Genomic DNA, 24,342 nt, shown 5'->3' with positions numbered 1-24,342 from the left:
ATCAAACGGTAGCCTCGGTCGAAGTTTGTGAAAAGCCCCAAACTTGCTGGGAGCGTGTCGATGCCGTGGACCATACGGCCCACGGAAAACAATTCATCCGCTCAGAATTCCTCCCACGTCTGCGCAGACAGAGCCGCGTTACCGGAAAAGGAAGAGGCCAGTTTCGCTGTCAGTTGGCGTGAAGGTGTGGAGACGGGACGTGAGCCGGGTGCCTTGGCTGCGACCATGTGAGAAAGTTTGCTGTTTGCTGGAGAACTCTGTGTTCCAATGTTGAACTGCGCGATAAGCTCAAACAGTGCCTCCGCTTCTGACGCCAGCCTATGAGCTGCGGCTGTCGATTGCTCGGCCATGGCCGCATTGTGCTGTGTCCCCTGGTCCATCGTGTTCACGGATGTGTTGATTTCCTTGAGACCTGTAGCCTGTTCTTTAGAGGCATCCACGATCGCGCCAACGTTGCCGTGAACCTGCTGGACCTGACCGACAATATCTTCGAGCGCCTTGCCAGTTTCCCCGACAAGAGTAACACCGCTTTTCACGTGTGCATTGGACGTGTTGATCAAATCCTTGATCTCTTTGGCAGCCTTGGCTGATCGCTGAGCCAACTCGCGAACTTCCTGAGCAACGACTGCAAAACCTTTACCAGCTTCTCCCGCACGTGCAGCTTCAACTCCAGCATTCAACGCCAGTAAGTTCGTCTGGAAAGCGATCTCATCGATGACACCGATGATATTGCCTATTTCGGTCGCTGAAGCCTCTATTTTTCCCATAGCTTCGACTGCATCTCGCACGACGCGACCGGAATGCTCTGCGCTTTCCCTTGTCCGACGGACGAGTTGACCGGCCTCTTGAGCGCGACTACTGGAATCGGATACGGTTGTCGTAATCTCTTCAAGGGCTGCCGCCGTTTCCTCGATGGAGGCCGCCTGGGTCTCTGTGCGCTTCGCCAGATCATTGGACGAAGAACGAATTTCTTGCGCTCCAGATGCGATCGTGCCTGCGTTTTCAGCCACTTTTTGCATCGCCCCTCGCAACTTATCCAAAGCCTGATTAAAGTCAGTCCGCAATGGATCCAGTGAAGGAATGAAGGGGGTTGAGATATTCCGCGTCAGGTCACCGTTGGCCAATCTTTGAAGGGCATCTGCCAGCCTGCCAACAGCAAAGTCGGTCTGCTCCACCAAAGCGTTACGCTCTGACGCTTCGGATTCCATGCGCTTGCGTTCCTCACTGGAGCGCGTTGCTTCCATATCCGAATGCGCGTCAGCCTTCGCGGAAATAACATCGCGCAGAGTAGCAACCGCCCGCGCCAACATTCCAATTTCGTCGCCGCGCCGCTCAAGATTTCTGTCACCTTCCATGTTGCCTTCAGCCATGGATTTCAGCGAACTTTGCAGCTTACTCATCGGAACGATAATTGAGCGCGCGGTCAGCGCGGCGACAACGAGAGTGATAATCACAGCGACACCCAAAGCCATGAATGCGAGCGAATTGAACCCGCTGGCTGCACCACGCACGTCCTTACCGGTCGTTTTGTTCAGGTTCTCTTGATAATCGATAAACTTGTTGATGGCGCCCAACCATGAGACAAATAGTGGCCTAGCCTGCTCCAGAAGCATCTTCCGAGCCTCATCGGCAGCGCCTTTTGTTTGAAGCGAAATAATGTCTGCAACCAGTGGGTTCGTTCTGGCCTGGATATCCGCGATTTCGTCCAGTATCTTGCGTTCCTCAGCAGTAGCCCCAGCCGGAGAGGCGATCATCACCGCCATCTTCTGCTCATTTTCCTTATATGTCGCGGCCAGTTTGGCGATCAAATCGATAGCAGCTTGCCGCTCGTCATTAATTGCGACAAGCGTTACGTCGCGGATCGCGATGGCGCGGTCATGGACACTGCCACGATAGTTGATGGCATAACGTTGCTTCACGCTATTCACGTCATTGATCACCTCGAGATTATCGTTGATCTCCGACACTTGTTTCGTTGAATAAAACGTCAAGCCCATCATCAAGAGGAGGAGAACTCCGAACCCTGTCATGAGGCGTGCGACGACACTGAATGATTTGTTCTTTATCATTTCCATATTGCTCCAGCAAAAAAACCGACATGCTTAATCTTGATGTAAACATGCTAAGGCGAGCCGGTTGCTTCAAAACTGGGCGTAGCGGTTCCCTTCGCTAATGCTAAAAGTAACAATGCAAAGTTAATTTTATTTAAATCTTTAGTGGCTTCCTAAGTGTCTGTTTAGCTTGCTCTGTGCAAGACAAGCGAAAATTAGACTTCTGCCTCCGGTCTTAGAGACTTGCCTAAAAAGAGCTGAGTGAAATAACCCGTCGGCAATATGCCCGGTGAAAGGGACGCCACGCAAGTGACATAACGAATCTGGAATGGGGGGTGGTTCGGCCTTTTCTGCTGATGCCGCGTCGCTTTGGCCGTCCCCGCACACTGATTTGCGCGAGGTCGTCAACGCTCTGCTTTACATCACCACGACCGGTTGCCCGTTGCGCATAGTGCCGAAGGATTTCCCGCCCTTTTCAACTGTCCAGCGTTATTTCTATGAATGGCCGATCGGGTTTTTGGGTGCGCATCAACCATCATCTCGTGATGGAAACCCGCGAGTTGGGGGGTAGAGAGGCTAGTCCGACAGCTGGTGTAATCGATAGCCAGAGCGTGAAAACCACGGAGAGCGACGGCATACGAGGCTATGATGCGGGCAAGAAAACTAGCATGACTTTGGCAGATTCGGGCAAGCCTGGTTTGAGATGATTTGCGCTTTCGCTTTTGGGGCGCGATATAGTGGATTGGGATACGGAGCTTTCAGCCTTTGCAGCCGTTTCTGGAGAAGCTTGGACACAAGAACCGGCGACAGATGTGTCCACTTTACGTGTCGGGGCTTATCGGTCCCGGTGACCGCAAAAGTATCGAGCCGATGGCGGAACGGTTCGCTCCAGGCCAGTACGACCGCCTCCACCATTTCAGTTCCGACGGCCTTTGGGATGCTGTTCCCGTTGAGGCCGAACTCGCGCTGCAGGCGGACAGGATCGTTGGCGCATCCGATGCGTTTCTGGTGATTGATGACACCGGCCTGCCGAAGAAGGGCGATCACTCGGTCGGTGTCGCGCCGCAATACGCCTCGATGCTGGGCAAGCGAGCAAATTGCCAGACGCTGGTGTCGGTGACGCTTGCGCGAGACGAGGTGCCGATCTCGGTTGGCCTGCGTCTGTTCCTGTCGGATAGCTGGGTCGGTGACAAGGACCGCATGGCGAGGGCTGGGGTCCCAGACGACATGCGGACCTCTCGCACGAAGCCGGAGATTGCTCTTGCCGAGATCGATCGGTTGATCGTGACCGGTGTCCGGTTTGGCACAGTGCTGGCTGACGAAGGTTACGGCCTGTCGGCTGCGGTCCGAAAGGGCTTAAGTGAACGTGGCCTCACTTGGGCGGTCGGTATCCCCAAGCATCAGAAGGTCTATCCCGACGATGTCGGATTGATCTTTTCCATCTCTGGTCATGGCCGTCCTCGCAAGTATTCGATCCCCGACACCCTTTCGGTTGCCGCCGAAACGATGTTGGCATCTGCAGGCTGGAAGAAGGTCAGTTGGCGCCGCGGCACAAAAGGTCGCCTGACGGACGGTTTGCAGCATTGCGCATCCGGATCGCCGATGGCACGCCGCAGCGCATCTATGACAAGGGACGGCAGCACATGCCGGGCGAAGCGGCCTGGCTAGTTGGCGAATGGCGATCAAACGACGAGCGCAAATACTACCTGTCCAACTTGCCAGCCGACGCGACATTGAAAGCGCTGGCGGCCGCGATCAAGGCGAGATGGGTCTGCGAACAGGCGCATCAGCAGATGAAAGAGGAGCTCGGTCTCGATCACTTCGAAGGCCGATCGTGGCAAGGGCTGCACCGATACGCTCTGATGACGATGATTGCTTACGCGTTCCTCAAGCACCAGAGATTGCAACCTGCAAAGCGGGAAAAAAAGAAGCGACGGGTTCGCTGTGGGCCGCCTGAACCGACCTTGCCAGCCGTCCGTCGAGCCGTGATCAATGCGCTTGCTATACCAACAGCACAGATCCGATGTCCGTACTGTCAACAGCACTGTCAAAGCAAAAATTCAATTCTGCCAAAGTAGTGCTAGTTTTGAAAACCATATTATCAATGAATGGTTGTAAGCAGATACTAAAACAGCAGAACCCGCTCAACCCTCGATAAGCCTAATAAAACTTTAATGCATTTGTGAAAATCTTGCCCCCACGATCTAGGGGTAGAGGCGAGATCGACAGATGTCGGTCCAGAACGCGGACGATGATGTTCACCCCTTCTTCCGGCGTCTCTCCTCTTGTCACGGAACACTCTCATGTCTCTGATGCAAAACCTTCGGATCAACACCAAGGTCCTCTGTCTTGTTATCCCCACCTGTCTCATCGGTATCAGTGGATCGCTTTACGTCTCCAAAAACTTCAATGCCGCCGATACTGAGTACCTGGAATTTGTCGAAAATGATGGAAGCGCTGAAATCGACATGGCAATTGCCAGCCAACGCCTTGTCGCCATCGTCTACGATGCCTATCAGGCTTTCCTCTATGACGCAGGGACCGCAGAAACAAAGAGAGCGACCGACGATTACGCGGCAAGCAAAATCCGTCTCATGGAACTCATCGATAATGCTGAAAGATTGTTGCCAGAGGAGCGTGAAAGACTAGCGCTCTTTCAAAGGCAGGCAGAAGATATCATAGCAGTGACGGACAAGGCCATCGCTGCGGGATCAGCGGATAAGAACGAGGAGGCAAAGGTCCTCCTCATTCAGGCTGATGAAAAGGTCGCGATAACGCTTGCCGATATCCGCAACTGGATCAATAAGTACAGTGACGGGATTAAGGCCAGGTCGCAGCTTCTCTCCGCCAAAACATCAGACACGATCCTCTACACCCTGCTACTATTGATCGGCGTGTTTTCGGTTTCCCTCCTTCTTGCGGTGGTGATCACAAGACGCGAGATCACGTCACCAATCGAGCGGCTTCGTCTGCGTATGGTGGCACTCGCCGGTGGGCGTGTGGACGAAGTTGTGCCGGGCGCTGACCGCCGGGATGAGCTTGGTAGCATGGCGTCTGCAGTTTCTGTGTTCCGGGACAACGCTATCGAAAAGGATCGTCTCGAAAAGCAGACCGACGCCGAACGAGCACGTTCCGAGCACGAAAGACTGGAACGGGAAAAACAAAAGACCACAGATGCCGCCAACACAAAATTCGCAGTCGATTCTCTTCGTGAAGGGCTGGAGGCTCTTTCAAACGGTAAGGTCTCACACCGTATCAACAGTGCATTTACAGGCACACTTGATGAGCTTCGCTCAAACTTCAACAATTCCGTTGAAAAGCTTCATTTCGTTCTCAAGTCTGTTGGGCAGAACGCAGCAGGTATTGATGCCGGAGCCAACGAAATTCGTTCCGCCGCTGACGATCTTTCGAGACGAACCGAGCAGCAGGCGGCGTCTGTCGAGGAGACCGCAGCGGCGCTCGAACAGATTACGACGACTGTCAGAGATTCGGCCAAACGCGCAGATGACGCGGGCAAGCTCGTCTCCAAGGCACGACTGGGTGTGGAGCAGTCAGGCGCACTGATGCAGGACGCGGTTGGAGCCATGATCTCTATCGAGAAATCTGCTGGCGAGATGGGCAACATCATTTCCGTGATCGATGAAATCGCATTCCAGACCAACCTTCTGGCATTGAATGCCGGTGTAGAAGCTGCTCGCGCTGGTGAAGCTGGAAAAGGATTTGCTGTGGTTGCACAAGAGGTTCGTGAGCTTGCGCAACGGTCTGCGACAGCCGCTAAAGAGATCAAAACCTTGATCGCTGCTTCCGGCTTACAGGTTCAGACAGGCGTCAATCTTGTTAAAAAGACTGGCGCTTCACTCGAGGCGATTGTCGCTGAAGTTCGAGAGATAAGCCAGCACGTCACCGCCATAGTTGAGTCATCTCGTGAACAGGCCACCGGGTTGCAGGAGATAAACACTGCGGTAAACGTCATGGACCAGGGAACGCAGCAAAACGCGGCCATGGTTGAGCAATCGACCGCAGCAAGCCACGGCCTTGCCCGCGAAGCCGCAGCATTGAATGAACTGCTGGCCCAGTTCGACTTGCGCGGAGCAGCGGGTTCCGACAGCGGCCATCAGCGAAGACATGCCGCCTGATATGCCATTGCTCTGAATGGGACTGATGCCGCGCTCTGGCGCGGCATTGCCGTTTGGGAAAACGCAAGCCGGTGAGATTACGAGCCAGCACTTAGAATCTTAGTGACGCATATCGCCGTTAAGATGCGAGTAGCGTTTCATCAACTTCTTGCTCAACGAGCGATTTTGGCGAACCGATATAGCTCCCTCCATCTTTGCTAGGATCAAAGCTGCTATCCTTTGAAGCTGAACAAATACGTGTCTTGTGTAGCCAATCTCATTACGCATCGCAAATGCGTGCTGCAGCAAAAGTGATCTCTCCCCTACCCGGGCATATGTATTCTGCCTCAGTCCACGGAGACGGGCAAAGCTACACGTATACAGAACTATGCAACTTCTTTGAGACATTGTAACGCGAGCTCATCATCCAAGGCTGATCGCTAAGCGTCCGCGATACTTAAACTCATTCAGTTGCTCCGAGGGAGCGTAGCGCAGAGTGGAGGTATCGCTGAGCAAGGACGTGATCTCGTCTTTCCGCGAGAGCTATCGCTGCTTCGATGTGTTCCGCAATGGGAACCAACATGGCCCATCATCGGCAAATTCATCAGCGATCACGACGCCCGAGCAGATAGTCGGAAGGCCGTCCTCGTCATGGGAGCAGGATCCTATGCTGAAGAGTGTTTGAGACTGTCCATGTCTGTTGCGAATACGATAAGATGACACCGTCGGCGTCCCGCTCAAAAGCACATAGTGAATAGGTAATCCCCCCGCGAATTAACGGGCTTCAAAAGTAGAATTTTCTCGGGCTTTATGATCGAGGATACTTTGATGAAGGCGAGCAGATTTAGCGAACCGCAGATAATGGCCATCCGGCGTCAGGCAGAAGGAGGTATTCCCGTTCCCGAGCTATGCAGGGAGCACGGGATGAGCACGGCCTCATTTTACAAATGGCGGGCCAAGTATGGGGACATGGACGCATCGATGATCAGTCAAATGAAGGCTCTGGAAGACGAGAACCGCCGACTGAAGAAGATGTATGCGGAGATGAGCATGCAGGCGGAACTGCTCAAAGAGGCTCTGGGAAAAACTGACACGGTCATCTCAACGCCGGGAGCCTTACGGCACATGCGAGCATTTGCCTGTCGGCCAAGGGATGGCCGGGAAAGCCGTTGCGTTGCGCGGGGTGAGCATTGCGCTCGCCTGCCGCACCTTCGAGGTCAGCGAGACCTGCTATCGTTACAGCGCCAAGCTGAACGAGGAGAACGAACAGATCGCCGATCTCCTCATTGGGCTGACGCGAGCAAAGGAGAGCTTGGGCTTCGGCCTGTGCTTCCTTTAGCTGCGCAATATCCAGAGGCATCTGTGGAGTCACACACGCGTCTACCGGATATACTCCGAGTTGGAATTAAACCTGCGGATCAAGCCACGCAAGCGGTTGAAGCGGGACAAGCCCGATGCTCTAACAGTACCGGATACGCCGAACATGGTCTGGTCCATGGATTTCATGGCAGACCGGCTTGAGGATGGAAGGCAATTCCGGCTGCTGAATGTCTTCAACCGCCAAGGGTTGTGCATTGAAGTAGGCTTCTCGCTGCCTGCTGAACGCGTCATCCGCAGTTTGAACCATATCATCGAATGGCGCGGCAATCCATACGCCATTCGGGTGGACAACAGCCCGGAATATGTCAGCGGCAAGCTCATGGAACGGGCAGAACAACAAGGGATTGCCTTGAATTACATCCAGCCCGGAAAGCTCCAACAGAATGCCCATGCCGAGCGCTATAACCGAACCGTTCGGCATGAATGGCTCGACCAGAACATCATCGAAAACATTGAGGCGGCACAGGAATTCGCCACACAATCGCTCTGGCCGAATAACAACGAACGGCCCAATATGTGCATCGGCGGCATCACGTCCGCACAGAAACTGAAAATGATCGCGTGAATTCTACCAAAGAGCCCCGCTAAAAAAGGGGGGTACCGAATGTGAAAGAGATTGGCGAGGGGGGCATGAACAGAGACGAAGCGCTGGAGATGTCGGGTTGACTTGAAGCCCTTCATAATCCGCTCGCGCCATCGTGTCGGTTGATGGGAATTCTCCGCGCGGTTGTTCAAACCTTTGTGCGAACGATGTTATACAAAAGGCATGATGTCGCGCTTTGCGGCGCCATAGGATCGCAGCTTATCGGTGATCATCACATGCGGTACACGGCCCTGTCCCTTGAGAAGCTTTCGCATCAGACGTTTGGCGGCCTTGGTATCGCGGCGGCTCTGCACCAATACGTCGAGAACAAAACCGTCCTGATCGACCGCGCGCCAAAGCCAGCGTTTTTTTGCCACCAATGGAGATGACGACCTCATCGAGGTGCCATTTGGCGCCGCGCCGACCGGCGGATCGCCTGCGGATTTCGCCTGCAAAGCGCCGACCAAATTTCTCCGCCAACAGTCGAACGGTCTGGTGCGAGACGATGACCCCACGCGCCGCCAGCAGATCTTCGACCATCCGCAAGCTGAGAGGAAACCTAAAATACAGCCAAACCGCCTGGGCAATCACCTGAGCGGAAAATCGGTAGCGACGATAGAGAGGATCACGGGCAAAGCCGGTCATGCCGCCAAATCCCATATTTCGGTGGCCAATCGTTTAACTATGGTGCCAATTAAAGGCCTAACTCGCTGTAAATCCTACGTATCTTCTTCATGTTGATCTTCCAGCCATCTCGGCGCAAATGCACATGGACACGGCGGTAGCCGTAGCGAACGCGTGTCTCGCAAATCTCCTTGATCCGTCTTTCGAGAGGGGCCTGCCCGGTTCTTCGGGATTTGTAGTGGTCGGTCGACGTATCGAACCTCAGGACCTTGCAGGCTCGTCGGATCGATATACCCCAATCCACCAGCATTCCGTCGATCAGCTTGCGCTTGCGGGCAGGCCTTAGGCTCCAGACTCAATTAATCCACCATGTAACGATAGCGGCGATGTAGCATGTTGCCGCGAAGTTGATCATGAGCTTGTCGTATCGTGTTGCAACACGCCTCCAATCCTTGAGACGGCAGAATGTGCGCTCGATGATGTTTCGTCGTCTGTAGGCGATCGGGTCGAAGGGCTTGATCCGCTTTCGGGTTGGATTGTTTGGAATGACGGGTTCAGTGCCGCGCGTTGTCAGGAAGTCGCGCAAAGCGTCGCTGTCGTAAGCCGTATCTGCGGCGCAGAGCCGCGTCGGTGGCAAAGGTTCGAGCAGCGGAATGGCAACGGGTGCGTCCCCGCGTTGCCCAGGCGTTATTCGCAACGCGATTGGACGGCCGCAACCATCGACAACAGCATGGATTTTTGTCGATCTGCCGCCTCGCGAGTGACCGATGGCTTCGGCATCTGCCCCCCTTTTCCGCCAGCGGCTGAACGGTGTGCTTTTGCGGTGGTGCTGTCGATCATATGGATATCCCGATCGGTGGTTTGCACCAAGGCTTCAAACAGTCTTCGCCATATCCCTTTTGCAGACCAGCGATGGAAGCGATTGTAGACGGTTGTTGAGGGGCCGTAGCAGGCCGGACAATCCTGCCATCGGCAGCCGGATCGCAAGACGTGAATGATCCCGCTTATGATCCGGCGATCATCGGTGCGATGAGCGCCAGGCTGGTTGGTGGGAAGCATTGGCGCAATCACTGCCCATTGGTGGTCATCAAGCCAAAATTCTCCGGCCATGGTCAAACACTCCCGCTTTTGCGGCAAGTGAATCATGTAGAGATAATATAATCAATAGATTGATTGGGTTTCGACCCTAGAGCTTTCGGCGGATAGCGTCCTGCAGCATCTCTCGATCGAGTGTCAAGTAGGCGACGATTTTCTTCAGGCGATTATTCTCGTCCTCCAGTGCTTCAGTCGGCGCAGCTCGTCCGGTAGCAGCCCTGCGTATGTCTTGCGCCAATTGAAATAGGTCGCCTGACTAATGCCAGCCTTGCGGCCAATCTCCGCCACCGGCACGCCATCGTCACCTTGTTTGAGAATGAACGCCTTCTGGACGTCCGAAAAATGCGGTGCTTTCATCGCTTTCGCACCTGTACCCAGCCGGGAATTTAGCGCAAAAAACTTCAATCAAAAACGATTCAGTTTTTTGGGGATCAGAGCAGTTTTTTGAAATCCTATGACTGCGCAGCACCGAAGTGTGGTTGGAATGCCAAGTTTTTCATAGCGTTGGACTTGGCATCGCGACCATCGGCGTCGTCAGATTAGTAGCCCGCACGTTCGAACCCCTTCAAGAGCTTTGATAGTGTGGGCGTCAATTGGCCAGGATTGTTTAGGCCTGCTGTGGCGAGCGCTCCTGATCCAATTCTTTTGGTTGTTCGGACGCACGTTCTAACTGTCGCAACATCCCTTTCTTCGGCCCGCAAGACCGGTCCAAAGAATATTTTACGTATCTTCACAAAGTTGTGAAACCTTTCCCATCGCTGATCGTTCAGCGCCCATGAAAAACAATGAAGTAGAACCGAAACCGGTCGCTGGTGCCGACGAAAATGGCACTGAGTCTGCCTTCCCACAACAAGTTCATGACAATGGTGACGAGCTTCCTCCAGAGGAAGTCGAACCTGCTGCGGGCTTGACGCCGGAAGAGGCTGAGGAGGCACGTCGAAAATACCTGCTGAAACGCTTCTGGATCAGCGCCCGCGGTTTCTGGAGCCGCCGTGGCGATAAGCTGGCATGGCTTTTCACGCTCGGACTGTTGACCATGATCGGGATCAATGTCGCCTTCCAATATGGGATCAACATCTGGAATCGTGGAATATTCGACGCGATCGAAAAACGGGATGCGGCGACGGTTTATTCCCTCGCTTCCATATTCCCGATTCTGGTTTTGGGAAGCGTTTTCATCGTCACCTCGCAGGTCTATGTCAGAATGCGCATTCAGCGGCGCTGGCGCTCTTGGTTGACCAAGGTTCTGGTTGGCAGATGGATTGCAAACGGCCGCTACTACCAGCTCAATTTGATCGATGGCGATCACAAAAATCCCGAGGCAAGGCTCTCGGATGATATGCGCATCGCAACCGAAGCACCGGTCGATTTCGTCTCCGGCGTCATTGCCGCATTCGTATCCGCCTCAACCTTCATCGTCGTCCTGTGGACGATTGGTGGGGCGCTAACGCTGTCCATCGGCGGTGTCTGGGTCACCATTCCCGGCTTCCTTGTGATAGCGGCCGTCATTTATGCAGCAATTACGTCCACCTCCATCGCCTTTATTGCCCGAAACTTCGTCAAGGTTTCCGAAGTCAAGAACCAGGTTGAAGCGGAATTCCGCTACACGCTGACGCGCGTCAGGGAAAATGGCGAGAGCATTGCCTTGCTTGGCGGGGAAGAGGAGGAACGCAGCGATCTCGAAAAAAGGTTTGGCAACGTCCGGCGGCAATGGCGCCTCATGGCGCAGCAATATATGCGTACCACGGTCGTCTCCAACGGTTCAATGCTGATTGCACCAGTCGTGCCGCTTCTGCTGTGTGCACCGAAGTTTCTCGATGGCAGCATGTCGCTTGGAGAGGTCATGCAGGCAGCGTCTGCATTTACCATCGTTCAGTCCGCATTTGGTTGGCTGGTCGATAACTATCCGCGCCTGGCCGACTGGAACGCCTGCGCACGACGTGTTGCTTCCCTTATGATGTCGCTCGATGGCCTTGAACGGGCAGAGAAAAGCGACACTTTTGGCCGCATCGTGCGCGGCGAGACTGAAGGCGAGACCATGCTTAGCCTCAAGGATGTGTCCGTTTCCCTGGGCGATGGAACCGCCGTCGTAAAAGAGACGGATGTCGAAATCGGCGCCGGCGAGAGAGTTTTGGTGTCGGGGGAATCCGGCTCGGGCAAAAGCACGTTGATCCGCGCCATTTCCGGCCTCTGGCCCTGGGGTGGCGGCAGCGTGAATTTCCGCGCAGGCAGCCAGTTGTTCATGCTGCCGCAGCGGCCATACATTCCAGCCGGGACGCTCCGCCGCGCTGTGTCTTATCCGCAACCGGCGGAAAGCTGGACGGCGGAAGAGATCGGCGCCGCTCTAGACAAGGTCGGTCTTGGCCAGCTCAAAGACAAGATCGAAGACGATGCGCCTTGGGACCAGACATTGTCAGGCGGTGAAAAGCAAAGGCTTACCTTTGCACGTCTGCTCCTCAACGCCCCCGATATCATTGTGATGGACGAGGCGACTGCAGCGCTGGACGAAAAAAGTCAGGACAAGATGATGCAGACTGTTATCGATGAGCTACCAGATGCCACAATTATTAGTGTGGCGCATCGTGCCGAGCTGGAAGCATTTCACAGCCGCAAGATTACTCTGGAGCGACGGGACGGTGGCGCAAAGCTGGTGAGTGACATCGAGCTTATCCCGCGTAAATCGAGAGGAAGATCCATTCTTCGGCGGATGGTGAAGCGGAAGTAAGTTCGCCTGCCTTCAACTTCGGATTTAGGCAGGGCATTGACGGATGCCAGCGGACGTTGCGCACCCTTTTGTACTGCAAATTCCATCAAGAATGACGTTGCTGTCTGCTGTTGTGCTCTTTGGCTTATAAAAAGTAACCACCCAACACACATTGCCTTCCGGTCACCCTAGTGACGCATAAAAAGAGCGTAAAAGGAGTAGACCTCGTTGATAAAGTCCGTTGTTTGGCGTTCATATTCCATCAAGGCGAAATAGCTCGAAGCTTCGGAAAATTCATAAACGCATTGTGTAGCGAAAAGTAAGGCACTGTATGTGTGCATGTTCCTACATGGATGTGCATATGGGCACCACAAGCTTAACCAGCCGCGAATTAAACCACGACGTCAGAAAGGCAAAAAAAGCAGCTGGATTCGGATCAGTCGTTATTACCGACGAGGCAGGCCGTCGCACGTATTGATGACATACGTCGAGTTTGAGCGCCTCACCGGCAAAAGGCGCAACCTGCTCGATACCATCTCTATGTCTGGCTTGTCGGCGATCGAGTTTGATCCACCTCGATCGGTAATCTCAACACGCGAGGCCGACCTTTCTTGAAATATTTAATCGAAACAAACGTCGTCTCTGAGTTGCGCAAAGTTGGCGACAGCAAAGCCGACCAGAATATGGCGAACTGGATTGGTGGGTCCGTCTGGAATTTGCTGAGCGGGCCATATCTGTCGATGATGCGATCGCTACGCGCTATGCCGAGTTACATGTTCCGGACCGCCGCAATGAGACTGATGCACTCATTGCAATTACTGCGCTAGTATACGGACTGATCTTAGTCGATCCATTGCAAGGGTGATTTCAGGTAAGAATATTCCCGAGGCAAATTTTTTATCCCATGCGACGATCCCGTTACGCCTATTGCGAACGCGGGCGAGGCGGTTCGCATCTTTTCAAGGCGTCGTGGAATGAACCTCATCGTCTCGCTGCGAATCGATGCATACGGAAGGGCCATCGAGTTTCCTCTTCAGTCTGTCGTCTTTGGTTCAATCGGTGCTAGCCAACGACCCACATCGAAGTGCCGGTTATAAAGCGATTCGACCTTAGAGAAAGTGGCCCATCCTCGCTATTATTAATTCTGTTAAGCTATAAAAATGACCCGGCCTGACTATCGTGACACAATCGCCGCACTAGTCGCAGGACTCATAGATTTACAGCCAGAATATAATAATTGCGGCGATGCAGATGCTGGAGAAGAAGGTATGTGCGCAGCGATCGTAACGTGTTTGGATCCGCCGCCAGTCCTTTAACTTGCCGAACATGTTCTCGATTTTGTGGCGTTTCCTATAGAGAACAGGATCGTGCGGGATGGGGACTTTCCGGTTGGGCCGTAATGGGATGCAGGCTTCGATCTTGCGCTCGGCTAAGGCAGCAGGAAACCAGTCGGCGTCATAACCCTTGTCCGCCAGCATAGTCTTGGCCTTTGGCCGCACATGCAGCATATGTGCCGCTCCTTTGTAGTCGCTCATCTGGCATTTGCTCAACAGCAGGACGAGAGGCCGACTTTTTTCATCGCAGACGGCATGCAGCTTGGAGTTCAGGCCGCCTTTAGTGCGTCCGATACGTCGGGGAACATCCCCTTTTTTAGCAGACTGGCTGCAATCGGTGGGCTTTGAAGTGCGTGGCGTCGATCATCAAGGTATCGGATTTGCTACGTTCTGCTGTCAATTCGGCCAGGATGCGGTTGAAGATACCCAATCGGCTCCGGCGGATGAAGCGGTTATAGATCGGCTTGTGCGGACCATACTCTCGCGGTACGTCGCACCACCGCAAGCCATTACACAGGACGAAGATGATGCCGCTCAACACCAAGCGGTCATCGACATGCGGCACGCCATGCGATAGCGGGAAGAAAGGTTCGATCCGGCGCATCTGTGCGTCCGACAAAAGCATCAGGTCACTCATGGAAGCCTCTCTTTTTGATCCCCGTGAATCAAACGCAGAGCGCGCCGAAAGACGTTAATAGATCCTGAGCCTAGTCGAGGTCCTTGTATGAGGAACGCAATTGGTTTGAATCTCGTCCAGACCACCGATTCGGAAAAAATTTTCTAAACCGGCCAAGAAGGTGTTCCGATCCCCCTGTCCCTCGGTCAGCCGAACGCGGCCCTCGATGTCGGCCAAATGATGATGCATCAACTGCTGCGCTTTTGACAGCTCCTTTGCTTTCAGGGCACTGCCGATCTGGCGGTGGTGATCAGCCCCGCAATCGTCTTTCCGCTCGTCCGCGCAGAGCGACATGACGAGCGAGAGGCGGGCAAAGATCTTCGACAATAACCGATCACGGTCATTACATCTTCTTCGCGGCTGATGAATTCAGAGCCGCTTGCCGCAGCTGTTCCTGGACACGTCGACGCTGTTCAAGACGCGGGCCTAGGATTGTGCCTAAAGCATCAAGGCTTGCTGCGAACACAAGCGCCATGCCGCTTGCGACCAATTGCACGAAAGGCGGTACGTTGAGGAGCGTCAGGCCGTTGTCGAGCACGGCCAGGAATACCCATGCCGTGAACACGCCAAAGATACGTCCTCGTCCGCCCGCAAATGCGACGCCGCCGAGCAGGATGATCGTCAGCGCCTGCAACTCCATCTGAAGTCCGAGCGAACCTGGCGAGGCCCCATCAAGGCGGCTGGCCAGCAACACGCCTGCAAGGCCGGCAGCAGCGCCGGTTGCTATATGCAGCGACAGGATCAGCGGACGGACTGGAAGGGCGGCCAGGAATGCGGCTTGCGGATTGATGCCGATCGCAAAGATGTAACGGCCCCATACTGTCAGCGAGAGAACCGCCGCGCAAAGTAGAAAGACAGCGAAAACGATCAGAAGCAGGATTGGTACACCAGCGAATGAGCCGTTGCCGATAAAGAAGAAAACGTCGCCCAGCCCGACGACTTCCACTTGTTTGACCAGAAGTGTGACCCCGCGAAGGACACTGAGCATGCCAAGTGTGACGATGATTGGGCTGAAACGCAGGTAGGCACACAGAATGCCGATCATAAGCCCGATAAGGGCGCCCGCCAGGACGCCGGCAAAAACGCCGATCACGGGAGATGCACCCCATTCCGTCATGGCGAGCGCCGTGATCATGCCAGAGAAGCCGATGTTCGAACCTACCGAGAGATCGACGTGGCCTGCCATGACCAACAGTGCCATCGTGGCGGCAACAACGCCTATCGCGGCATAGTTGGTCAAGAGGACCTTGAAGTTCGATAAAGTCAGAAAAGCCGAGCTTTCCGAAGCAAAATAAAGCATCAACGCCAGAAGTGCCAGGAGCAGAATATTATTGACCAGCAGCTCGACAGGCAGTTCGCGCTTTTTGACAGCAGCAGATTGGGAAACAGCGGTATCACTCATGCGAGTTGTCCTTTGCTGGAAGTGGGCGCGGCCCGCTCGAGACCGTGAGCGAGGGAGAGCATGCGCCCCTCTTGGATCTCATGCGACTGAAGCACAGCAACGATCTGTCCGTGCGAGATGACGATAACCCTGTCAGCGACCTGCATGAGCTCCTCCGGTTCGGAAGATGTCACCAGAAGACTGGTGCCTGCCGCAGCGCTCTTGCGAAGGGCGGCATAGATATCGCTGCGAGCGCCGACATCGACACCTTGCGTAGGCTCGTCGAGCAGCAGGAAACGGCATTGGGAGGTGTCGTTGAGCCAGCGGGCAATGACGAGCTTCTGCTGGTTTCCGCCGGAGAAACGCTTGGCTTCAAGGTCAATCCGCAGGGGGCGCAGGTTCAGGCGAGCAACGGCCTTGCTGAAAACCTCTCCTTCTCTTGAGGCGATGCGGATTCCGAATTTGGCAAGAGCTTTATAGGACGGCAGCAGCATGTTGTCGCCAGAAAGCAGCGTTCCGATGATGCTCTTGCGAAGGCGGTCCGACGGGACCAGAGCGATGCCCGCGGCGACCGCAGACGCCGGGTTGGAGATCGACAGCTCCTGATCGTTGATCAGGATACGGCCACCGAACAGTTTTCGGCTGCCAAAGAGGGTTTCCAGCAACTCGGTGCGGCCGGATCCAACCAGACCGAAAATACCGACAATCTCGCCGTGTCCGACCTCGAAGCTGACCGGGCCGATCCCCGGCGCGACAAGTTCTTCGACTTTCACTGCAGGAGGATAGCTTGCTGCAGCTGACTGTGGCCGCTCACGATTGATGCTGCCGCCAGCAATGGCTTTCACGAGATCATCGTGGCGAAAGTTTGAGACTGGTCCGCTGAGCACCACCTCCCCACCGCGCAAGACTGTCACACGATCGGCGAGCGCGAAAACCTCGGACAGCCGATGTGTCACGTACAGGAGTGGGAGATTCTGCTTTTTCAGCTCAAGAAGCCGTTGCCCCAGGATCTCGGCTTCGTGCTCGGACAGGGCGGCAGTGGGCTCGTCGAGGATCAGCACTTTCGGTTTCATACTGAGCGAGCGGGCAATCTCGATAGTCTGGAGCCCCGCATTCCCAAGTTTTGAAAGATTGTCGGTCGGCTGAATATCCGTGTCGAGTTGCTTGAGCCAGTATGCCGCTTCCTCCCGCTGGGCCTTGCGACGCACGAAGGGCCCGAGGCGCTTCTCGCGTCCCAGGAAAATGTTGTCGGTCACGTCAAGGCTCGCTGCAAGCGCCGGATCCTGATAAATCACCGCGACGCCAGCTTCGCGGGCGGTCTTCGGGGTCAGCCCGTCGAACTTGCCTGTTCCGACCAGCAAACCGCCGGAATCCGGCTGGATCGCGCCCGACAGACACTTGATTAGTGTCGATTTCCCGGCGCCGTTGGCACCGAGCAACGCATGGATTTCTCCATCGGAGACTTCCAGGTCGACACCTTTGAGCACTTCGACCCCGGCATAGGATTTTCGCAAAGCATAGACGGCAAAGGGCATGCGGACTTCTCCACGGGAAGACGAAAGACAGGGGTCGCCGACATAGGCCGACAACCCCGACTGCTTAGTTTGCGCCCTGCTGTTTCAGGTAGAAGTCGGCGCGCGATGATTTTTCGGTAACCAATTCCAGAGGAACGATCACATCGCCCTTGCCTTTGCCGTTCAGGAAGTCGTCGGCGGTCGTCACGATCGCGTAGCCGACCTCCTTCAGGGGGATGGCCATGGAGGCGCGGTAGATATTGCCGCCTTCCTTGAGGAGCTTCAGTGCCGGGACAGTGCCATCCATGCCGCCGATGAAGCCGTTCGGATCCTTGGGGTCCTTGCCGGATGCGATCCATGCTTTATAGGATCCCTCGGTTGCTGGGTCCTCGACACCGAGAATAACGTTGGCGTCGGGATGAGCCTGAAGGAGAGAGCGAGTGACGTTCAGGCCTTCGGTCGGGCTGATCGCGTCTTGCTCGGCGACGATCGTGGAATTTGGCGCCATGGCAAGGAGGCCGTCTTTGATGCCAGAGCCGCGCTGCTGACCCCAGACGCCTTTTTCGTAGCCAAGGATGATGACGTTTGCCTTGCCGCCCTGGGTGTCAGTGATCCACTTGCCGGCGTATTCGCCAAGGGCCCTTCCGTCCGGATACTGGGCGTAACCGACCGTCGCATCCTGGTTTTCGATTTTCTGACCGTAGGTGATCCAGATCACGCCGGCTTCACGCGCCTGCTTGGCCACGGATTCGAACGCATCCGGCTGCAGGGTGTTGACGACGATGACCGCCACCTTCTGCTCGATCCAGGTCTTGATGGTGTTGATCTGCTTGTTGAGGTCGGTGCCCGGATCGTCAACGATAACCTCGTAGCCCATTTCCTTACCCTTGGCTTTGGCAGCATCTAGCGAGGTAATGACGGCGCCGATCACGGACGCGTTGGGGAAGCTAACCGCGATCTTTTTTTCCGCGGCCGTCGCGGCTGTGGTAATCATGGTCGAAGCGGAAAGGACAGCTATCGCAAGCGCCACCGCACCGAGACGGCGTGCGAGGCTGCGACGTGTAGTGGTGAATTTCGTCGTTGTCATGTGCATGTTCCTCTGGGGTTATGGTTGGTGGGATCACGACGGGCGAGCTGTTTCTGCTTTGTTGTCCCGCGGTAATTTCGGAAGGTGAGGCCATCATAGGGGCCTCGCGGTGATCACTTTGCCGTCCGTCTTCAGCTCCGCACCATGCTCAGCGGAAAGCCTTTGAAGGCGTTCGTAAATTCTTGTGAATTCGATGCCGTCTACCAGTCGGGGAAGACGGTCGGCATCAAGCGTTGTTGGCCTCAAGGTAACCAGAGGATCAGCGCCGTCCGGGTAAATGAGAGTTGTCACGAAGCCGTCTGCCGACATTCTGGCCCAAAGGCGCTTCACCGCAGGAGCAGCGTCCAGAAAAACCTGCTGTCCAACATAGGTGCCGGCGCTGAAGATGATGGGTTTACCCTGATAGAAACCGAAAGCGTGGATGGCATGCGGATGATGCCCATGAATGATGTCGGCACCTGCTTCGATCAATCGCTCGGCGAGAGGTCGTTGGTACTCAGCCAGTTCTTCTCCGGATCCAAATCCCCAGTGCAGCGTAACAATCAGAATATCGCACTGACTTTTAGCCTCTGAAACCCGAGCTATCGACTCGACCATATCCGCCTCGCGCACCCGGGTGCGAATACGGATAACCGAGGGATCGCCCGGCTCTTCCATCTGATACCAGGGATCGATTTCATAGCCGGTCTCGATATGGAGACCCGCTATTCCGGCTCTGTCTGAAGCGGCGGACATGCCCGTTGGGGTTAAACAGGAGAAGGCGATAACGCCGACACGGCGTCCGGCCACGTCCCGAAAGAATGGCCGAAAGGCTTCATCGAGGTTGGTACCGGCGCCGATCGCACGGATGCCTGCAGCTTCGAGATGTTCGGCTGTATCGCTAAGGCCCTCCACGCCGTAGTCCACGGCGTGATTGTTGGCGATGGTGGCAACATCAAGCCCAAGTTCACGAAGGCTATCGGCGATGGATGGATTCGCGCGGATATTCAATAGCTTCTGAATAGGCGCCCCGCGCCTGGTCAGAGGAATTTCGAAATTGCCCAAACTAAAATCGCCACCTGCAGCGACGTCAAAAACAGCCCGCGCCGTCGCTGATATGTTTTCCAAGGGATGGACTGGTAGAGTGTCGCCACAGAGGACGATGGAAAGAGGCGTGTTCATCGACTTCTCCCTGCTCGCGACTACATCTTGCGGGATGAGTTCCACTTGTGGTTCCAGTGCTCCTTGTAGGTCACCGGCTCGTAGCGGCGTGGGTTGGTTTCGTCGAAGCATGTCGGCAGAGTTTCGATCAGCGCGTCGTAGTTCGGCTGGTGGAAGAAGACGACCGAGTGACGTCGTGCTGTGCTGGCCACCTCTGTTGGAGGATTGACGACGCGGTGCATCGTCGAAACCCATTGGTCGTTCGTCCATATCTGCATGATGTCACCGATGTTGATGACGTATGTGCCGGGTTCGATGGTAACATCGACCCAATAACCATCCCTGTGTTGCGCCTGTAGACCGCCAGCGGCCTTGTCGGACATCAGAATCGTCAGTGTGCCGTAGTCGGTATGAGCGCCGGCTCGGATCTGACCCGGCTCTGGAGCTTCACTCTGCTCGGGGTAGCAGATGACGCGCAGCGCGCTGATATTCTTGTCGAGCTTGTCAAAGAAGAAATCGTCGGGCAAGCCAAGTGCCGAGGCGAAAATCCCCATGAGATCATTCGCCAGGCGGTTCATGCGTCGATAATAGGACTGCATCGTCGTTTTGAAGACTTCGGGCTTCTCGGGGAAGAGGTTGGGGTAAAAATAATAAGCCGCCTGCTCTCCATGAAAGTATTCGCCTTCCGGAACATCGACAGGTCCCATGTCGATCATTTCCTTGAGGTCGGCAGGCGCCGCGTTGCCGAGACTGGCGGAGAGGGTTTCTCCTTTGAAAGGGGTGTAGCCCCGGGGAATATTTCCCGGTGGCTGCTTGATGTTCAGTTTTTCTTCCAATGGCAGCTTGAAGAAGTCTGCCGCTGAATCATAAGTTGCATCGATGATCGGCTGATCGACCCCGTGTCCTTTGATAAGAAAGAAGCCGATTTCCTCGCACGCTTGCTTGACTTCAGCCGCGACTTTATCACGACCTTCTGGTGTCCCTTCGAGAAACGGGGAAATGTCGATTACCGGAATGGATGTCATACGCATTGAGTGCACCTCTCATTAAAACTAATTATTATGTAGCAAAAGGCATGCCATATGAAAATAAGTGATTTAAAACAATGGTTTTGTAGAATTATCGAAAATATGATATAGATATTAAGCAATAAACTAAAAATTGTTTACGATTTTTGCACCTAAAATAAACAATTCAGGAATGCTAGATGCCTAATAAATCACCACCATCTTCAGGCAAATTCAATATGAATGATACGGACGACGTGGAAGCCAACATCTCCGGAAGTATTCGCACCGCAATCTTGCAGGGACGCCTGCCGCCGGGCGTGAAGCTGACAGAAGATCTGGTTGCCGAAGCCCTTGACGTCAGCCGAGCCCGCGTCAGGTCGGTACTCCACCGGTTGGCCGTTGACGGGCTGGTGGAGATCAAGCGCAATCGGGGCGCGTTCGTCGCCACACCTAGTCCTGCGGATACCAAGGCGGTCTTTGATGCCAGGCGCGTTGTGGAGAGGGCCACCACGGAAATTGTGACTCGCACCATCATGACATCCCAGGTCACCATGCTGAAGCGGAACCTCAGCTTATGGGAGCGCGAATGGATGCACGGCCAACGGCAAAAGACGATCGCCGGGATCGGTTCCTTTCATATGGCGCTGGCGAGCATGGCGCACAATCGACCACTAGCTATGGCTCTGGAACGCCTGGTTCTCCAGACCTCTTTGATCCTGGCGCTTTATGCCACCAATACGACCTTCAGTTCCGCCGCCGTCGAATACAACGCGCTACTCGCGTTAATCGATGATGGGCAAAGTCTGGCGGCGGCCAAAGCTATGGACCGATGCCTGCATGTAATCGAGCATGAACTCGACATGCGTCCTGTCGCAATCAGGGACGTCAACCTTCTTTCGGTCTTTCGACCCTGAATTTCTTGTGCCGACGTGGTCAAAGGAGCGCGCGCTGAAGTGCGCTGCTCTCCGCGATTTCTCCGGCAATGTCTTCGTCAATCGTGCCAAGATGGGCGATCAAGATCGTCTGAGCCTTTTCAGTGTCACCAATCTCAATCGCATCAAGCAGTATCATGTGTTCGTTCATCGAACATGAAAGGTCGTGATGATGGGCGTGGGCAGCCAATGACAACGAGGACTTGACCAGCAAGTCCTGAAGCATTTTGAGCAGGACCATGTTGCCGGCAGAACTCGCCATCTTGAGGTGAAACTCACCGGACAGGCGAACTTGCAGAGAGCGCTCATGATTGCTGACGGCTTCTTGCTCCGACATGATGTGGGCGCGCAGTTCGCTCACGATCTTTTTTCGTCTGGCCGGATTGAGCTCGCACAAGAGCTTGAGGATATGATTTTCGACCAGAATTCTGGCCTCAAGGGCATCCCGCCGCTCGACGGCTTCTGGATAAGCGACATAAGCGCCCTTATGTGGCTCTAGGCGAACAATGCCGTGCTGCGAGAGAACGAGAAGAATCCGCCGTATGCGTTCTCTGCTCACTTTGAAGATATCTACCAGTTCCTCCTCAAGCAGCCGCAGGCCGGGTGCCAATCGTCGCTCTGCGACCGCATCCAGCAGCTTTCTAAAAACGACGACTTCAACGTCGGTTAGCCCTGCGGGCCGCAGAGCCAGCAGATCCTGACGCTCTGTCTTCCCCGAGGCTGCTGATTTTGTTTTTCCTGATGATTTGGTGGCCATGAATTCTCCTGAAGGTCACCGTTACGAGTGCGCTGTCCGTTTTACAAGCGCGGCCAGAGCATTCGCAAGGTAGCCATTCGGAGTTGCGAGCGTTTCCATGACCGAAAAGTGGTTCATGCCGGGAACCGGCAGGAGCGTCACATTATGTCCGGCAGCCGTCAATGCAGCAGCATAGTCGGCGGTTTGACGCTGGATTTCGGGTCGTTCCAGCGCTCCGTGCGTGAGGATGATAGGTGGCAGTTTTTCCGGCATGTTGTGTATGGGCGAATGGCGCTGGGCCTCCGCCCAATCCATCCCGATCGGCGCGTTGAGAGAAGAAATTCGGATCGGTTCGAGATCGTAGATGCCGCTGATCAGCAATGCGCCTCTCACACATGGCAGGCCGAGGGCGCTCGCCATCAGGTGCGCGCCAGTCGAGATTCCGGAAAGGTAGATGTTGTCAGGGTTCCGACCGCGCCGCGCAAGCTCTTCCGAAAGAAACTTGACCTGAGCAACAGCCTCTTCGCAAATCTCACTCATCGTGGCTGAAGGGGCGAGCGAGTATTCGCCGATGGCTACCCCCAGTCCCGCCGCGAGAATGCCATCGGCAACGATTGCTTGGCCCTCTTTGTCGTTCCACTGCCAGTACCCACCATGCAGGAAAAGGCAGGAGGGGCTGTCAGGGTCTTCGTGCAGAAAGATATCAATGCGTTGACGTGGTTTCGGGCCGTATTGCATATCTCGTGCCGTCGCCTTCTCGTAGGTCGCCAAACCTTCCTGCGCCCAGCGATCGAGGTATGACTGCCAGTCGGTAACAACCGCACGGTTGTTATAGGCGACATCGAGTTTTTCGCGATCCATTCCCCTGTAGCAGTTCATGACGCATCCATTTGTTATTGTATTGTGCACAATATCGTGCATTTTAACGTCAACGATGTCAAGGAGTGAAGAAATGGTGGATGGAGCAACGACACTAACAACCGTTCCGATCGTGGATATCGGCCCCTTTCTCAACGGCACACGCGCAGAAAAAGCGGCGGTCGCAGCTGCCGTGGACCGGACCAACCGAGACATCGGTTTTCTTGTAGTCACAGGGCACGGGTTCGACCTGGACCTGCTGGCCCGATGGTTTGCCGTGTCAAAGGATTTCTTTGAAGGAGACACTGCGGCCAAGGATGCCGTGTTGGCGCCCGCCGGCGAGCAGCAAGGTTACCACCGTCTCGGCAAATCCGGTCTTGCGGCCAAGGAAGGCGAAAAGGCTCCGCCGGATCTGCGCGAATATTTCATGGTCGGGCAGACGGATATATCCGATCCGGTCTTTACAGCCGGAGAAGCAAAGGGTTTTCATCGCGACAACCGCTGGCCTATCGGAAATGATGAATTCAAGCAGGTCGGCACCGCGTACTACAAGGCCATGGAGAACCTCGGTGCGAAGCTCATGCGGATTTTCGCAGTCGGTCTTGGCCTTGATGAAAGGTATTTCACAGACAAGATCGATCACCACTTCTCGATTTTAAGCTCGATCTACTACCCGGCACAGCCAACACCTCCGCTGCCCGGGCAACTCCGTGCCGGCGCCCATACGGACTATGGCAGCCTGACGATCCTTGCCCCGACAGACGCGCCTGGCGGTCTGCAGGTTCGGACATTGAACGGTGACTGGGTCGATGTGCCCTATGTCCCCGGCGGTTTCATCATCAACATCGGCGACATGATGCAACGCTGGACCAACGACCAATGGCTCTCGAACATGCACCGGGTGGTCAATCCGCCAGTGGAACCGTTCGTGTCGAAGCCACGGCAATCGATCGCCTATTTCCTTCACCCGAACTGGGATACGAAAATCGAGTGCATACCGACGTGCCTTGACGGCTCGCAACCCAAGCACAAACCGATCCTGGCCGGTCAATACATGAAGGAAAAAGAGACCGCCATCGAGACTGCGACCCCGACGAAGTAGTACGCGCATCTGCGACCGGC

The 24,342-nt window shown here is 55.1% G+C and carries 13 protein-coding genes and 10 pseudogenes; 9 read left to right on the top strand and 14 right to left on the bottom strand.

Annotated features, from left to right (window positions below; genetic code table 11):
- Window positions 1-101: 101 nt before the first annotated feature.
- Window positions 102-2,069, bottom strand: coding sequence for a methyl-accepting chemotaxis protein (locus tag RMR21_RS19310; protein WP_498671029.1), 1,968 nt, complete (start codon window positions 2,067-2,069; stop codon window positions 102-104).
- Window positions 2,070-2,365: 296 nt separating this feature from the next.
- Between RMR21_RS19310 and RMR21_RS19305 the strand changes: the two are divergent.
- From RMR21_RS19305 to RMR21_RS19290, 4 genes and pseudogenes are all read left to right on the top strand, one after another.
- Window positions 2,366-2,713, top strand: a pseudogene (locus tag RMR21_RS19305) (transposase); the annotation flags it as partial.
- A gap of 60 nt (window positions 2,714-2,773) precedes the next feature.
- A pseudogene (locus tag RMR21_RS19300) lies at window positions 2,774-4,129 on the top strand (IS701 family transposase).
- A 225-nt stretch (window positions 4,130-4,354) separates the two neighbouring features.
- Entirely contained in the window at window positions 4,355-6,187 is a 1,833-nt protein-coding gene (locus RMR21_RS19295) for a methyl-accepting chemotaxis protein (protein WP_498671028.1), read from the top strand.
- An 807-nt stretch (window positions 6,188-6,994) separates the two neighbouring features.
- Window positions 6,995-8,111: pseudogene (locus RMR21_RS19290) on the top strand (IS3 family transposase).
- Window positions 8,112-8,149: 38 nt separating this feature from the next.
- On the opposite strand, the pseudogene RMR21_RS19285 reads toward RMR21_RS19290, so the two are convergent.
- From RMR21_RS19285 to RMR21_RS19270, 4 pseudogenes are all read right to left on the bottom strand, one after another.
- A pseudogene (locus RMR21_RS19285) lies at window positions 8,150-8,774 on the bottom strand (IS6 family transposase); the annotation flags it as partial.
- 52 nt (window positions 8,775-8,826) lie between these two features.
- A pseudogene (locus RMR21_RS19280) lies at window positions 8,827-9,102 on the bottom strand (IS3 family transposase); the annotation flags it as partial.
- Window positions 9,103-9,108: 6 nt separating this feature from the next.
- A pseudogene (locus tag RMR21_RS19275) lies at window positions 9,109-9,812 on the bottom strand (IS5 family transposase).
- Window positions 9,813-9,945: 133 nt separating this feature from the next.
- Window positions 9,946-10,205 (bottom strand): annotated as a pseudogene (locus tag RMR21_RS19270) (transposase); the annotation flags it as partial.
- A gap of 418 nt (window positions 10,206-10,623) precedes the next feature.
- On the opposite strand from RMR21_RS19270, the gene RMR21_RS19265 reads away from it, so the two are divergent.
- From RMR21_RS19265 to RMR21_RS19255, 3 genes and pseudogenes are all read left to right on the top strand, one after another.
- Window positions 10,624-12,573, top strand: coding sequence for an ABC transporter ATP-binding protein/permease (locus tag RMR21_RS19265; protein ID WP_498671027.1), 1,950 nt, complete (start codon window positions 10,624-10,626; stop codon window positions 12,571-12,573).
- Window positions 12,574-12,913: 340 nt separating this feature from the next.
- A pseudogene (locus RMR21_RS19260) lies at window positions 12,914-13,167 on the top strand (type II toxin-antitoxin system Phd/YefM family antitoxin).
- Window positions 13,164-13,417, top strand: a pseudogene (locus RMR21_RS19255) (PIN domain-containing protein). The pseudogenes RMR21_RS19260 and RMR21_RS19255 overlap by 4 nt, the downstream one beginning before the upstream one ends.
- A gap of 352 nt (window positions 13,418-13,769) precedes the next feature.
- Here the strand turns inward: RMR21_RS19255 and RMR21_RS19250 are convergent.
- The 7 genes and pseudogenes from RMR21_RS19250 to RMR21_RS19220 all read right to left on the bottom strand — a co-directional run bounded on the left by RMR21_RS19250 (window position 13,770) and on the right by RMR21_RS19220 (window position 20,709).
- Window positions 13,770-14,523 (bottom strand): IS5 family transposase gene (locus RMR21_RS19250; protein ID WP_498671026.1). Its coding sequence is split into 2 segments (ribosomal slippage): window positions 13,770-14,220 and window positions 14,219-14,523, totalling 756 coding nucleotides; the frame shifts between segments, so codons are not numbered across the junction.
- Window positions 14,524-14,658: 135 nt separating this feature from the next.
- A pseudogene (locus tag RMR21_RS19245) lies at window positions 14,659-14,892 on the bottom strand (GntR family transcriptional regulator); the annotation flags it as partial.
- Between the two features lie 13 nt (window positions 14,893-14,905).
- Window positions 14,906-15,964: an ABC transporter permease gene (locus tag RMR21_RS19240; RefSeq protein ID WP_498671025.1), complete on the bottom strand. Its 1,059-nt coding sequence runs from the start codon at window positions 15,962-15,964 to the stop codon at window positions 14,906-14,908.
- Window positions 15,961-17,478 (bottom strand): sugar ABC transporter ATP-binding protein, encoded by a 1,518-nt coding sequence (locus tag RMR21_RS19235; RefSeq protein ID WP_498671024.1) that lies wholly within the window; start codon window positions 17,476-17,478, stop codon window positions 15,961-15,963. Before RMR21_RS19235 ends, RMR21_RS19240 begins: the two co-directional genes overlap by 4 nt.
- Window positions 17,479-17,542: 64 nt before the next feature.
- Window positions 17,543-18,544: a sugar ABC transporter substrate-binding protein gene (locus RMR21_RS19230; RefSeq protein ID WP_498671023.1), complete on the bottom strand. Its 1,002-nt coding sequence runs from the start codon at window positions 18,542-18,544 to the stop codon at window positions 17,543-17,545.
- Window positions 18,545-18,637: 93 nt separating this feature from the next.
- Window positions 18,638-19,750 carry a CapA family protein gene (locus RMR21_RS19225; RefSeq protein ID WP_498671022.1) on the bottom strand — a complete coding sequence of 371 codons (1,113 nt, stop codon included), beginning with the start codon at window positions 19,748-19,750 and terminating at the stop codon, window positions 18,638-18,640.
- On the bottom strand, window positions 19,726-20,709 hold the full coding sequence (locus tag RMR21_RS19220; protein WP_498671021.1) for an isopenicillin N synthase family dioxygenase: 984 nt from the start codon (window positions 20,707-20,709) through the stop codon (window positions 19,726-19,728). The genes RMR21_RS19225 and RMR21_RS19220 overlap by 25 nt, the downstream gene beginning before the upstream one ends.
- A gap of 221 nt (window positions 20,710-20,930) precedes the next feature.
- Here RMR21_RS19220 and RMR21_RS19215 point away from each other — a divergent pair, with 221 nt between their 5' ends.
- A complete protein-coding gene (locus tag RMR21_RS19215; protein ID WP_498671020.1) occupies window positions 20,931-21,608 on the top strand; it encodes a GntR family transcriptional regulator in 678 nt (225 codons plus the stop codon).
- A 19-nt stretch (window positions 21,609-21,627) separates the two neighbouring features.
- On the opposite strand, the gene RMR21_RS19210 is transcribed toward RMR21_RS19215, so the two are convergent.
- Entirely contained in the window at window positions 21,628-22,383 is a 756-nt protein-coding gene (locus tag RMR21_RS19210; RefSeq protein WP_498671019.1) for a GntR family transcriptional regulator, read from the bottom strand.
- A 21-nt stretch (window positions 22,384-22,404) separates the two neighbouring features.
- Window positions 22,405-23,241 carry an alpha/beta hydrolase gene (locus RMR21_RS19205; RefSeq protein ID WP_498671018.1) on the bottom strand — a complete coding sequence of 279 codons (837 nt, stop codon included), beginning with the start codon at window positions 23,239-23,241 and terminating at the stop codon, window positions 22,405-22,407.
- Between the two features lie 73 nt (window positions 23,242-23,314).
- Here RMR21_RS19205 and RMR21_RS19200 point away from each other — a divergent pair, with 73 nt between their 5' ends.
- Window positions 23,315-24,322, top strand: a complete 1,008-nt coding sequence (locus RMR21_RS19200; RefSeq protein WP_498671017.1) for an isopenicillin N synthase family dioxygenase — start codon at window positions 23,315-23,317, stop codon at window positions 24,320-24,322.
- The last annotated feature ends 20 nt before the right edge of the window (window positions 24,323-24,342 follow it).

It is taken from the genome of Agrobacterium sp. rho-8.1 (assembly GCF_033957725.1).
Lineage (GTDB): Bacteria > Pseudomonadota > Alphaproteobacteria > Rhizobiales > Rhizobiaceae > Agrobacterium.
The sequence above is the reverse complement of the archived record's forward strand: the minus strand, read 5'-3'. Positions and strand labels throughout refer to the sequence as shown.

Coding starts and splice junctions, on each gene's coding strand:
- RMR21_RS19310 (WP_498671029.1), bottom strand. CDS start 2,069: ATGATAAAGAACAAATCATTCAGTGTCGTCGCACGCCTCATGACAGGG.
- RMR21_RS19295 (WP_498671028.1), top strand. CDS start 4,355: ATGTCTCTGATGCAAAACCTTCGGATCAACACCAAGGTCCTCTGTCTT.
- RMR21_RS19265 (WP_498671027.1), top strand. CDS start 10,624: ATGAAAAACAATGAAGTAGAACCGAAACCGGTCGCTGGTGCCGACGAA.
- RMR21_RS19240 (WP_498671025.1), bottom strand. CDS start 15,964: ATGAGTGATACCGCTGTTTCCCAATCTGCTGCTGTCAAAAAGCGCGAA.
- RMR21_RS19235 (WP_498671024.1), bottom strand. CDS start 17,478: ATGCCCTTTGCCGTCTATGCTTTGCGAAAATCCTATGCCGGGGTCGAA.
- RMR21_RS19230 (WP_498671023.1), bottom strand. CDS start 18,544: ATGACAACGACGAAATTCACCACTACACGTCGCAGCCTCGCACGCCGT.
- RMR21_RS19220 (WP_498671021.1), bottom strand. CDS start 20,709: ATGACATCCATTCCGGTAATCGACATTTCCCCGTTTCTCGAAGGGACA.
- RMR21_RS19215 (WP_498671020.1), top strand. CDS start 20,931: ATGAATGATACGGACGACGTGGAAGCCAACATCTCCGGAAGTATTCGC.
- RMR21_RS19210 (WP_498671019.1), bottom strand. CDS start 22,383: ATGGCCACCAAATCATCAGGAAAAACAAAATCAGCAGCCTCGGGGAAG.
- RMR21_RS19205 (WP_498671018.1), bottom strand. CDS start 23,241: ATGAACTGCTACAGGGGAATGGATCGCGAAAAACTCGATGTCGCCTAT.
- RMR21_RS19200 (WP_498671017.1), top strand. CDS start 23,315: ATGGTGGATGGAGCAACGACACTAACAACCGTTCCGATCGTGGATATC.